Source organism: Algibacillus agarilyticus (genome assembly GCF_003286125.1).
Lineage (GTDB): Bacteria > Pseudomonadota > Gammaproteobacteria > Enterobacterales > Alteromonadaceae > Algibacillus > Algibacillus agarilyticus.
In genome coordinates, this window is record NZ_QMED01000027.1 from 32,648 (window position 1) to 45,317 (window position 12,670).

Consider the following 12,670-nt stretch of genomic DNA (forward strand, 5'->3'; position numbering starts at 1 on the left):
TTAGTTTGATTTATTTGTTGTTTGCAAAAAATTGATGAATGCATCAGCGGTTAATGGTTTGCTATAAAAGTACCCTTGTATTTCATGGCATCCCATCTGATGCAATAAATCCCAATGTTTTTGTTTTTCGACCCCTTCTGCGATTAAAGTCAGATTTAAGTTACGACCTAAATCAATAATGGTTTGCACAATAGATTGATCTTTAGGGTTAAGCTCAAGCTCTTTTATAAACGCTTGATCAATTTTTAATTTATCAATCGGAAAGTGCGTTAAATAACTTAATGAAGAATAACCCGTACCAAAATCGTCAATCGACAGTTGAACTCCTAAACTACGCAATTGATCTAATACTTCAATCGTATCGTGTTCATTTCCTAAAATAACACCTTCCGTGATCTCTAATTCTAGGTTTTTTGCCGGTATGTTGACTTGATTGATTGTACTCGACACGGTTTTTATAAAGTCAGGGTGCCTAAATTGGCGTGGTGAAATATTGACTGCAACCACTAAATCATAACCTTGTTCTAATAATGTTTTAGTAAATATACAAGCTTGTAATAATATCCAATCACCTAGTTTTATGATTAAACCGCTTTGTTCCGCGATTGGAATAAATTCGGCAGGTGATATCCATTGTCCATTGTGGTGCCAACGAACTAAAGTTTCCATACCGATGAGTTTTTGATTTTGAATGTCATATTGTGGTTGAAAGTTTAGACAAATCTCTTGTTTCGTTAGTGCATAACTCAATTCATTTTGTAAATTTAAGCGCTTGTCTAACAGTAAACCTAGGTTATCAGAATAAATAACAAAGGTACTATGCTCATGTTCAATGGCTTGGTCTAATGCGGCACGAGTGTGTTTAAGTAAATCGGTTTTATGCTGGCCATGTTGCGGATAACAACTAAAACCAAAATCGAGTTCTATTTTTAATTCACCACATTCAGTACTTATTGGTTTTTCTATCTCAACTTCAATAAGCTTACAAGTTTGTTCTAAAGCATTAACATCGGTTTGATTAAGAATGATAAGGCCAAAAACATGTTGGCTAATATGAAAAAGCTGAAAATTATCAGTCTTTTCAAATTGTAAAATGGACTTATTTAATTGTTCAGAAAATGTTTTGACTAATGTTAACGAGGCTTCTATGCCTTGCCCGGCTAACAATTGATTAAAATGCCGTATTTCTAGCATACCGAGCGAAAAAGAAAGGCCTTGTTGAACAAGCTCGTCTAAATGCGTTAATAATTGATGATGATTTGCTAAGCCAGATGTTTGATCATGGAATGCTTGAAATGTTAACTTTCTCTGGGCCATTTTTTGCGCAGTAATATCCTGAATATGCACATCGAAACCACCTTTAAGACCATGCCAATGAATGTTAGCTAGCAAAAAAGTTGAATTAATTGCATATTCGATTTGAAAATGCTCATCACCTTGAGCTAAGTGAGCTGAAAAATCTTGTTGGTATGAGGTCGGTAATAAACACGTCGGCGATAAATTACCTTCAGCACAGACCTTTTCCATCAAACGATGTGTTGCTGGGTTGGTATACGTTATTGTTAACGTGTTATCTAAGCTAATAATTGGATTAGGGTTAGCCATTGGAAATAACGCTAAGCGCTTACTCTTAGCCGACTCAAGCACATAACTTTTTAATAATCTAGCGACAAAGTAAGAAATAATAATAAGTGAGAAGCTATAAATAAAAACCGTTATATTGGTCGTTTGTAATTGCTCATTATTCTCTTCATAGGCTTGTTGTACGGCTTGTTTTATATCTTCATGCAAACTGACTAATAATGGTTCACTGTCGTTTCTAAAATCCGCAATTTTACTTAAACTGCTTCTGGCTTGATCCCAGTTGGTATGAGTTGATGCCATATTCGCATGCAACATTAACGCTTCTTGATCCATATAAGATAATAAATATGACAACTGCGTAATGCGCTTATCAGCATTTAATTCACTGGCTAACTGAGTGAGTAAAGCTTTGGTCTTAATACTTTGACTGGTGAAATTATGGCCGCTATCGTCAGTTTGATACAACAACCCATTATCGGTTGCATAATACTCATACAGTAAACGTTCTTGATCAATCAGGTTTGATCTGAATTTTTCGACTAATTGATATTGCGGAATATTATGGTCGACTAAGTTTTGCGTGGTTGTGGCAACACGTTGTGCAGACAAATAAACCATTACGGATAAACCCAGACCAAGAAACAAAACCAAACTAAAAATAAAGCGGGTTTTTAGATCTAATAATTTAGCGTAAATATTCATTTTTAATTAGGTATCCGTTTCCAGTAAGAAATGAGGTAGCTTATTAATAATAGACTGGAAAATGCACAATAATATTTCAATACTCATTAAATTTAAAAAATAGGGTTGTTTCTACCCATAATTCAACTGAATTCGATGGCTTAGACAAGAACGACTCGATTTATAACCAAACTGGCTAAAAATGTACTTGCTAAAAGTGGCGATACAGTGAAGAATCATAGGGTTGCTCCTACATATATTGAATTAACAAGATAGTAATTAATAATGATAATTTTACAGCTGTATTTTACATCGTACTTCTCTACCTACTATTATTAATACGTAACTTTAATTTTATATAAACCACGCTCTAATTCTAAATTCCAAGCTCGGACCTAAAATGCTTAAAGATACTTTAAACAATGTGCATGTAAATGCAGAAGAGGTGTTAGTTACACCCGAAGAGTTAAAAAAAGAACTACCGATTTCACAGCATGCACTTGATGTTATTTCTAAATCACGCCAAGTGATTGCAGACATCGTACATGGTAAAGACAAACGCTTACTTGTTATTAGTGGCCCTTGCTCAATTCATGATGTTGATGCCGCTATTGAATATGCTAAACGGTTAAAAGTACTACATGATGAATTAGGTGATTCAATCTATGTTGTGATGCGTGTGTACTTTGAAAAACCTCGTACCACGGTTGGTTGGAAAGGGTTAATTAATGATCCTGATTTAAACGGCACTTTTAATATAGAAGCTGGTTTACGCAAAGCGCGTAAATTATTAATTGCGATCGCTGAAATGGAATTACCGATGGCAACTGAAGCGCTTGACCCAATAAGCCCTCAGTATTTAGCCGAATTATTTAGCTGGTCAGCAATTGGTGCACGCACAACTGAATCGCAAACACATCGCGAAATGGCTTCAGGTCTTTCAATGCCGGTTGGCTTTAAGAATGGCACTGATGGCAGTTTAGGCACCGCGATTAATGCATTAGAGGCTGCTGCATCGGGTCACTCATTTATGGGTATAAACCAAAGTGGTCAAGTTGCGGTTATTCAAACCTCTGGTAATCCAGATGGTCATGTTATTTTACGTGGTGGTAAAAAACCAAACTATCAAGCGGAACATGTTGCGGCTTGTGAAGCATTGCTTGAAAAATCAAACTTACCAAAAGCAATTGTCGTTGACTGTAGCCATGGTAACTCAAGTAAAAATCATGAAAACCAACCACTGGTTGCACGTGATGTAATACAACAAATTACAGCGGGTAATGAATCGGTTATGGGGATCATGTTAGAAAGTCATATTAATGCAGGTAACCAACCTTCTAACGTTGATAAGTCAGAGTTTAAGTATGGTGTATCTATCACTGATGCTTGTATTGATTGGCCATCAACAGATGCATTATTGCGTGAAGCCGCGGCGGCATTAGGTAAGCGTAAATAATCTATTATGTCTGATTTAGCCTTACAACAAAAGATGGATTTGCTGCAACGCAATATCGAAGCTATGCAAGCTGAATATCAAACGTTAGCAGCTCAACTAAGTGCACAAACCAATCAAACGACAATAGCTTTACAAAGACGTAATATTGTCGTTGTGGGTGGTGCCGGTCGTTTAGGTTCACTTTTTGTAAAATGGTTTAAATCGTTTGGCCATCAGGTTGCTGTTGTAGAGCAGTCTGATTGGTCAAATATTGATAATATAGTCGCCAAAGCTGAATTAGTCTTAGTGTCGGTGCCGATCAATCAAACTGAAAATATTATCAATTTGTTAGCACCACATCTAGCTAAAACGACTATTTTAGCTGACGTAACAAGTATTAAAGTAAAGCCTCTGGCAACCATGTTAGCGGCTCATAATGGACCAGTGGTTGGTTTGCACCCGATGTTTGGTCCCGATGTTGAAGATTTAGACGATCAAGTTATTGTTCATTGTCAAGGGCGTCAAGCCGACGCTTATGCGTGGTTACTTGATGAATTTAAACAGCAAGGTGCAAATTTACATGCCACCACGGCTGAATCACATGATAAAGCGATGGCTTTTATCCAGGTAATGCGTCACTTTACGACGTTTGTTTATGGTTTACATTTACAACAAGAAAGCCCTGACTTAAAGGAACTAATCGCCATTAGCTCTCCAATATATCGCTTAGAGATTGCGATGGTTGGTCGTTTGTTTGCACAAAACTCTCAATTATACGCCGACATTATTTTTTCTAATGCCGATAACTTTGATTTATTAAAGCGGTATATGCTGCATTACCAAAAAGGCATTGAATTGCTAGAGCAGGGTTGCAAAGAAGAGTTTAAAAAAGAGTTTAGCAAAGTGACCGATTGGTTTGGCGATTTTGCTGAACATTTTTTAGAAGAAAGTAGCGACTTACTCGAAGCCGCACACCACACCGTAAAAAAACATAACAGTATTTTATGGAAGTAAACGTTTATACTTTATTGTGTTTTGATTCCAGAAATCGCTTCTAATCCTTTGGGATCAAGTAGAGTAATAAATTTACCATTCACTTCGATTAGCTTTTCTTTTTGATATTTACTCAGCAAACGGCTAATTGTCTCAATTGTTAAACCCAAATAATTACCTATATCGGCTCTGGTCATTGATAAACGAAATTCTTTTGCTGAAAAACCTCGTTGCTTAAATCGATAAGATAAGCTTGAAATAAACGCCGCTAACTTTTGTTCTGCTGTTTTTCTATTTAACAGTGCAAAGAGTGCTTGGTCGGTGGTGATCTCATTACTCATTAACTTCATTATTTGATGGCGTAATTCAGGCATGGCAACGGACATGTCATCGAGTGTGTCATAAGGTATCTCACAAACAAGAGATGTTTCAAGTGCAAGCGCAAAGCTTGGGTGTTTACGGCTATTGATCCCGTCAAACCCAATAATATCACCGGGTAGATGAAATGCAGTCACTTGCTCATCGCCATTATCGGCTAATGTATAAGACTTAAATGAGCCCGAACGAACAGCATAAAGCGATTTAAACTCTTTATCCGCTTTAAAAATAAATTCGTTTTTTTGTAAAGGTTGTTTACGCTCTACAATATCGTCGAGTTTTGTTAAATCAGTTTGATTTAATGCAACAGGGAGGCAAAGTTGACTAATACTGCAATTTTGACATGAGACTGAACAATCGAAATTTGATTTTTGCATATTTAACCTTTTATGTAGCGGTCAGTCAAAGCACTAAACTCGTTAATGTTGAAAATAGAGTAGGTGATTACTGGTGCTTAAATCCTTGTTCTTTAAGTTTAATCGGTAAAGGATCAGAGTTGCAAGAGGGCAATGTAAATAGTGTAGCTACCGTACATAATAAGTAGACTCCCCGACACTCTTTTTACGTTATTATTCTTCAAATACCCTAAGATTTGTTGTGAAAATATCGATGTAAGCAACATTGAAGGTAATGTGCCTAGGCCGAAAAATAGCATCAATAGTGGTGATAACTGGCTATCAGTAAAGGTAGCAGACCAAGCTAACGTAGAATATACCAATCCACAAGGTAACCACCCCCATAAGCAGCCTGCGATAAAACGATGATAATAAGAGTTTAAACTGAGTGAGCGTGCCGCTTGAGGTTGGATAACGCGCCAGATAGGGACAAATAAAGCTTCAAATTTTGTCAATAAAAAACTCCATCTCGCGATATATAATCCCATTAAAATAACGAGGAAGCCTGCTAATAACTTAAGCAGGAGTAAAGCTTCGGAGTAAGCTGATAATGTAAATTCGCCTAGTAGTCCAACAATTAGACCCAGTAGCGAATAAGTACAAATTCGACCCAATTGATAAGTGATTATTTTACTTAATGTCGTCGATTGACCTAAACTGGCTGCAATACCTCCACACATTGCGATGCAATGAGTAGAAGCTAAAAAGCCAATCGAAAATGCGGTAAAGAGTGAAATAAGCACAAGTGTTAATCGTTATTTGATGGTTGGTCTTTTCGTTGTTCGTTATTTTTATTTGCTTGATCAGGCTCTTCATCAAATAAAATACTGTGGCCTTGGCGATCTAAATCTTCAAATTGTTCCGATTTTACAGCCCAAAAAAAGACAGCAATAGCGATTAATATAATGACAATAGCGATTGGGATTAAAACGTAAATAACATTCATTTTTTGAGTAATCTAGTTGAATTAATAGTAACTAACAAAGAGCTAAGTGACATGCCTAAAACTGCAACGTAAGGCGATAAAATATTCATGCATGCGAGCGGTAATACAAGCGTGTTGTAACTAAGCGCCCATAATAAATTTTGCTTAATTATTAAGTTTAGTTTTATGGAGTGACTAAACAGCGTATTGATAGAACTTAATTGGCCATTCATTAAAATAATATCGGCTTTTTGTTTACTTAAATCTGAAGCATTTGCGACAGCGACACTCGCGTCAGCTTGTGCCAGAACCATTACATCGTTTAACCCATCACCGACCATGCCCACTAAACCGGTCTGTTGTAATTTGACTAAACGTTGAACTTTATCTTCTGGTGATAATCCTGCTTCAAACGGTAATTTTAGCTGTTTAGCAACGCTCTCAACTGAATCTTGTTTATCACCACTCAAGAGTATTTTATTACATGTCAGTGCTGAGAGCATCGAACTGCTATCTTCACGTAACGGATCTGATAGGTAAATTGCCCCCATGAGTTCAGATCCTTTAGTAATAAAAATACGTGCAGCTTGATGTTCACTCGGTATGAGGTGTTGTATGTAATCAGCATTACCGATTTTTAAATGTTGTTCGTTGTAATAACCTTCAATGCCTTTGCCCGCTGTGATATTGATATCTGAGACAACCTTATTGCTGATATATGGCTTGAAAGCGCTGGCAATAGGATGCGCTGAATGGCTTTCAATAGCGGCGACAATACTCAGTAATTCATCTTGTTTTGATTTTGAATTTAATAACGTGGGTGAAAACCAAACACAATGCTCAATGGCTAACGTGCCTTTAGTGAGTGTTCCGGTTTTATCAAAGGCCAGCGTTTTCAATTTACTAAATGTTTCAAGTGCTTGTGTACTATTAACCAGTATACCACTACGTTTTAATGAGGTCGCTGCGGCTGTCATAGCTGTTGGCATGGCTAATGATAAGGCACAAGGGCAGGTTGCAACTAAGACCGCAATCATTGGCCAAAAACCGTTACCGCCGAGTAAAAACTGCCAAACGAAAAAAGTGACCGCTGCAATTAATAAGACCGCACTGACAAAGTACTTTGCTAATTTATCGGCAACGCCAACAAAAGATGAATTTGAACTTATTTGTGCGTCTGAACTTGCGATCTGTAAAAGTGTTGTTGCAGCGCCTGCAGCCGATACCGTAAGCTCAATTGTTTGGCTAGCTAATATTGAACCTGCGTATACCTGATCGCCTTCTCGTTTTTGTACGGGCTCACTCTCGCCCGTTAACATTGATTCATCGATGTAACAGGTTTTATTAATCAAACAGCCATCAGCGGGTAATGCATCACCTTCAAGCACCCTTATTACTTGGCCAGGTATTAGAGCACGGGCAGACGTTTCTGTATAAGTACCATCTTCTTGTTTTAAAGTGGCGGATAACGGGATCAGTTTTAATAAATTTGCGGTTACACTCGCCGCTGCTGACTTCACATTGTGCTCTAAATACCGCCCTAATAATAAAAGGAGGGTAAACATAGAAACGGATTCAAAATAGACTTCACCCGTTTGGGTTATGGTGGCATATAAAGAGGCGATAAAGGTGCCCATAATCGCAATAGATACCGGTACATCCATATTAACGGTTTTATTTAATACGGCCCTGCAGCCTGAACTAAAAATGGGATAGGCCGAATAGCAAAAAATAGGTAAAGTCAGTACTAAACTGACCCAACGAAAAAATAATTCAAATTCTGGTTCAATAACACCTGAATACATTGCAAAAGCAAGCATCATAATTTGCATTGTCATGAGCCCTGCAACCGCGACTCGCTTTAAAAATTGACTGTTTTTTTGCTTAAATCTGACTTCTTGTTCACTTAATTTAAAGGGGTGGGCATGGTAACCAATTTCATTAATCGCTTTGAATAAATCGCTAACACTTAATTGCTCTGTGCGCCAACTGATTTGTGCACGTTGTGTTGTTGAGTTAACTTGCACTTTACTCACGCCTTCAATAAGCAGTAAGCGCTGTTCGATTAACCAAGCACAGGCCGCACAATGCATACCTTCAATGGCTATATCGGCTTTTCTTTCTGTATTCGATAATTCAGTAATAAATTCAGCTTGGATCGCAGGCTCGTCATATTTTAAATATTCATCAAGCTTGGCTGCAGTCGAAATCGTTGGGCTTTTTGTTGTTCTAAATTGATAATATTGGGCAAAACCGCCTGCAAGAATGGTTTCAGCAACCGCTTTACAGCCTTCACAACAGACAGCGTTATCTTGATTGTTTGCTCGCACAGATAAATGCACATTATCGGGAACGAGCTCTGTACAATGAAAACAGCTTAAACTCATCGAGGCAATAAAACCTGTTTTTCTTCTAAAGGTAGCGTGACCCGCTGTTGAATTTTCCATGATTTATCATGGGGTTCAACCGTGACTTGCCAATTACCATTGGATAATTTGTCGCTTGACGCTTGAAAAATGCCATTAGCACGTTGTGTTGCCATCACTTTAAAATCGCGTACCGATAAAGTGGAATGGTAAAAGCTAATCGATAAAGCGGCTAACTCCGGTGCATTTTTTCCTTTATTGACATCTAAAAGAATATTATTGCCTTGCACATCGAGAATGGCACTTAAACCGTAGGTTTTTGCGAGTTTAATACGGCTAAGCTCTTGGTTTATCGCTTTGCCTTTTTTGTAATAATCATCGACCACCATTTCAACATTATGATTGTTAAAGGTTGAAATCATATAAACGGCGGCACTCACACTTGTGAAAGGTAAAATTATTAAAAACCAAGTCCAGGGCTCTTTATACCAAGGACGTTTGTTGTCGTTGTCTGTCATTTATTATTCATGCTTATATAAAAAAGCCCTGCACGAAACAGGGCTTAATAGTGTATTACTGCGATGCCTTATTTACTGTTAGATAAACTGTAAACATAAGCTGAAATTAAGTGAACTTTGTCTTTACCTAAGATGTCTTTCCAAGCGGGCATAACACCGTTACGTCCATAGGCTAGTGTCTCTTGTATTGCACGCTCTGAACCACCGTATAACCAAATATCATCAGTTAAGTTTGGTGCACCCATCGGCAAGCCTAATGCTAAGCTACCTTGGCCTTCAGTACCATGACAAGCACTACAAATGGCAAATTGAGCTTTACCGGCAGCGGCAGAGCCTTCTTTTGCTTCACGACCACTTAAGGTTAATACATAAGCTGTCATGTCTTTAATGCCCTGATCACCAAGCGATGCTTGCCAAGCTGGCATTGCCGCTTTTCGGCCGTGCATTAATGTTTGTTTAATTTGCTCAAACTCACCACCGTATAACCAATCTTTATCGGTTAAGTCTGGGAAGCCTTCACCACCACGTGCATTTGAACCATGACACTGTGAACAGTTTTGTAGATACAAGCGCTGCCCAATCTCCAGTGCGTCATCATCAGCCAAGAGCTGGTTGATATTTTTTTCTGCAAATGCTTTAAAAATAGGGCCAAACACTTCTTCGGCGTGCACTATTTCTTTGTCATATGCAACGCGAATGCCGGCTTCTTTAGAGGCGACTACAGCCGCTTTAGATTCTGCAATTGAACGAATATCTTGGTTTGAACTTCTCCAACCACCAAATAAACCTTCAAAACTCCCTAAGCCAGGGTAAAGCGCTAAATAAAAAATAGCCCATATACCGGTTGCCCAATACATGTTTCGCCACCATTTAGGTAACGGGTTGTTTAATTCTTTAATGCCATCAAACTCGTGGCCCATTTCTTCGCCTTCTTCCACACCTGTATAATTTTTCTGATTTAAATACAAGGTGATGAAAACGAAAGCCAAACAGATTAGGGTTATGATAATAACCCAAGCACTCCAAAACGTACTCATGTCACTTCCTCAATTCTTTATCATTAGCTTGCTTGTCGACCGCTTCTTTTTGATTATCTTCTTCAAAAATAGAATTAGCTGCATCATCAAACTTAGACTTACTTGTTTTACTATAGGCCCACCAAATGATGCCGCCAAATACCAGCATCATGATTATGGTGTAAACGCCTCGATAAGTACCGTAGTCCATACTATTTAAGCGCCGTGCCTAACGTTTGCAAGTAAGCTATTAGCGCTTGCATCTCTGTTTTACCTTTAACCGCAGCCTGTGCACCGGCAATATCTTCATCGGTATAAGGCACGCCAAAGTCTTTAAAAACACTTAATTTTTTAGCGGTGTATTCACCAGTAATAATGTTTTTAGCTAACCAAGGAAAGCCCGGCATATTTGATTCAGGTACAACAGCACGTGGATTGATTAAATGAACACGATGCCAATCATCTGAATAACGACCGCCCACACGTGCTAAATCTGGACCTGTACGTTTTGAACCCCACAAAAACGGATGTTCCCATACCGATTCACCTGCAACAGAGTAGTGACCATAACGCTCTGTTTCTGCACGGAAAGGACGGATCATTTGACTGTGACAGTTATTACACCCTTCACGAATGTAGATATCACGACCTTCCATTTGTAATGCGGTATAGGGTTCTAAACCATCAACCGGTTGAGTGGTTTGCTTTTGAAATATAAGCGGTGTTATTTCAACTAATGCACCAAAACTGATAACAATAATGGTGAATATCGCCATCAAACCTATATTTTTTTCAAGTATTTCATGCTTGTTTTGTTTATTACTCATGTCCGTTACTCCTTATGCTGGTTGCGCAGCTAAGTTATTAGCTTTGTCGGCACGTTTATCAGAAGTAATGGTTTTAATAACATTAAATAACATTAACACCATACCCGTAACAACAAAACAACCACCAATCCAACGTAGGATATTGTAAGGTTTTTTCTCTGCTACAATTTCAACAAAACTATACATTAATGTACCGTCAGCATTAACACTGCGCCACATCATGCCTTCCATTACACCTGAAATCCACATGGCTACAATGTAAAGCACTACGCCGATAGTCGCTAACCAGAAGTGAATATTAATTAATTTAGTACTGAACATTTGTTCTTTACCAAATAATTTAGGGATCATATGGTAAAGCGAACCAATTGAAACCATGGCAACCCAACCTAAAGCACCAGAGTGAACGTGACCAACAGTCCAATCAGTATAATGAGATAATGCATTTACTGATTTTATTGCCATCATCGGGCCTTCAAACGTCGACATACCATAAAAAGAAAGTGAAACAATTAAGAATCGTAAGATTGGGTCGGTTCTTAATTTATGCCATGCACCTGATAGGGTCATGATACCGTTGATCATACCGCCCCACGAAGGCACAAATAAGATAACGGACATCACCATACCAATTGATTGAGTCCAATCAGGTAAGGCGGTGTAATGTAAATGATGCGGACCAGCCCAAATGTATAACGATACAAGTGCCCAGAAGTGAACAACTGAGAGTCTATATGAATAAACCGGACGTTCAGCTTGTTTTGGTACAAAGTAGTACATCATCCCTAAAAAGCCAGCCGTTAAGAAAAAGCCTACTGCATTATGTCCATACCACCATTGCATCATTGCATCGACAGCACCTGCATAAATGGAATATGACTTAGTCAGGCTAACCGGAATCGCCATACTGTTACCGATATGCAAAACAGCAACGGTTAAAATAAAGCCACCGTAGAACCAGTTAGCAACATAAATATGTGAGGTTTTACGTTTAACGATGGTGCCAAAAAACACAATGGCATAAGCGATCCAAACGACAGCAATTAAAATATCGATTGGCCATTCTAATTCTGCATACTCTTTAGACGTTGTGTAGCCTAACGGAAGCGAAATAACCGCACTTAAAATAATAACCTGCCAGCCCCAAAAGGTAAATTTGGCGAGTTTGTCACTGAATAAGCGAACATTACAGGTACGCTGAACAACGTAATAAGATGTTGCGAACAACGCACAACCACCAAATGCAAAAATAACAGCATTAGTATGCAAAGGTCTTATGCGTGAAAAGGTTAACCAAGGGGTATCAAAATTTAGTTCAGGCCAAACGAGTTGTGCTGCGATTAAAACACCGCAAGACATCCCAATGATGCCCCAAACGACAGCCATTACGGCAAACTGTTTTACAACATCAAAGTTGTAATTAGGTGATATAGAACTTGTTGAGCTCATTATTGTCTCTTCCAAATCAATAAACTATAAAGCTTATGGTCTCAAATTCGATTTTTCGTTAAATCGTATTGTTTACTACAATTTTCTGCACCAAGGGCACTAG

Annotated in this window: 12 protein-coding genes; 2 read left to right on the forward strand and 10 right to left on the reverse strand. The window is 38.3% G+C overall.

Translation table 11 applies throughout. From position 1 onward, the window contains the following. Positions 1-2,286, reverse strand: a complete 2,286-nt coding sequence (locus tag DPX34_RS17070) for a GGDEF domain-containing phosphodiesterase (RefSeq protein WP_111979662.1) — start codon at positions 2,284-2,286, stop codon at positions 1-3. A gap of 379 nt (positions 2,287-2,665) precedes the next feature. Here DPX34_RS17070 and DPX34_RS17075 point away from each other — a divergent pair, with 379 nt between their 5' ends. Next, on the forward strand, positions 2,666-3,721 hold the full coding sequence (locus DPX34_RS17075; protein ID WP_111979663.1) for a 3-deoxy-7-phosphoheptulonate synthase: 1,056 nt from the start codon (positions 2,666-2,668) through the stop codon (positions 3,719-3,721). 6 nt (positions 3,722-3,727) lie between these two features. Next, complete coding sequence (gene tyrA, locus DPX34_RS17080) at positions 3,728-4,714, forward strand: bifunctional chorismate mutase/prephenate dehydrogenase (RefSeq protein WP_111979664.1); 987 nt, start codon at positions 3,728-3,730, stop codon at positions 4,712-4,714. Between the two features lie 11 nt (positions 4,715-4,725). On the opposite strand, the gene fnr is transcribed toward tyrA, so the two are convergent. The 9 genes from fnr to ccoN form a co-directional block, all read right to left on the reverse strand. Beyond that, positions 4,726-5,448: a fumarate/nitrate reduction transcriptional regulator Fnr gene (gene fnr, locus DPX34_RS17085; RefSeq protein WP_111979665.1), complete on the reverse strand. Its 723-nt coding sequence runs from the start codon at positions 5,446-5,448 to the stop codon at positions 4,726-4,728. A 113-nt stretch (positions 5,449-5,561) separates the two neighbouring features. After that, positions 5,562-6,209 (reverse strand): sulfite exporter TauE/SafE family protein, encoded by a 648-nt coding sequence (locus DPX34_RS17090; RefSeq protein WP_111979666.1) that lies wholly within the window; start codon positions 6,207-6,209, stop codon positions 5,562-5,564. Positions 6,210-6,214: 5 nt separating this feature from the next. Then, the gene (gene ccoS / locus DPX34_RS17095) at positions 6,215-6,412 is read right to left on the reverse strand and encodes a cbb3-type cytochrome oxidase assembly protein CcoS (protein WP_111979667.1); all 198 of its coding nucleotides are present in this window, start codon (positions 6,410-6,412) and stop codon (positions 6,215-6,217) included. Continuing rightward, complete coding sequence (locus DPX34_RS17100; protein WP_111979668.1) at positions 6,409-8,838, reverse strand: heavy metal translocating P-type ATPase; 2,430 nt, start codon at positions 8,836-8,838, stop codon at positions 6,409-6,411. The genes ccoS and DPX34_RS17100 overlap by 4 nt, the downstream gene beginning before the upstream one ends. Next, positions 8,775-9,275: a FixH family protein gene (locus DPX34_RS17105; RefSeq protein ID WP_111979669.1), complete on the reverse strand. Its 501-nt coding sequence runs from the start codon at positions 9,273-9,275 to the stop codon at positions 8,775-8,777. The genes DPX34_RS17100 and DPX34_RS17105 overlap by 64 nt, the downstream gene beginning before the upstream one ends. 68 nt (positions 9,276-9,343) lie before the next feature. Beyond that, positions 9,344-10,312, reverse strand: a complete 969-nt coding sequence (ccoP, locus tag DPX34_RS17110) for a cytochrome-c oxidase, cbb3-type subunit III (RefSeq protein WP_111979670.1) — start codon at positions 10,310-10,312, stop codon at positions 9,344-9,346. A gap of 1 nt (position 10,313) precedes the next feature. Beyond that, positions 10,314-10,502 (reverse strand): cbb3-type cytochrome oxidase subunit 3, encoded by a 189-nt coding sequence (locus tag DPX34_RS17115; protein WP_111979671.1) that lies wholly within the window; start codon positions 10,500-10,502, stop codon positions 10,314-10,316. Between the two features lies 1 nt (position 10,503). Next, positions 10,504-11,118, reverse strand: a complete 615-nt coding sequence (ccoO, locus tag DPX34_RS17120) for a cytochrome-c oxidase, cbb3-type subunit II (protein ID WP_111979672.1) — start codon at positions 11,116-11,118, stop codon at positions 10,504-10,506. Positions 11,119-11,130: 12 nt separating this feature from the next. Further along, positions 11,131-12,567 (reverse strand): cytochrome-c oxidase, cbb3-type subunit I, encoded by a 1,437-nt coding sequence (gene ccoN, locus DPX34_RS17125; protein ID WP_111979673.1) that lies wholly within the window; start codon positions 12,565-12,567, stop codon positions 11,131-11,133. Positions 12,568-12,670 lie beyond the last annotated feature (103 nt).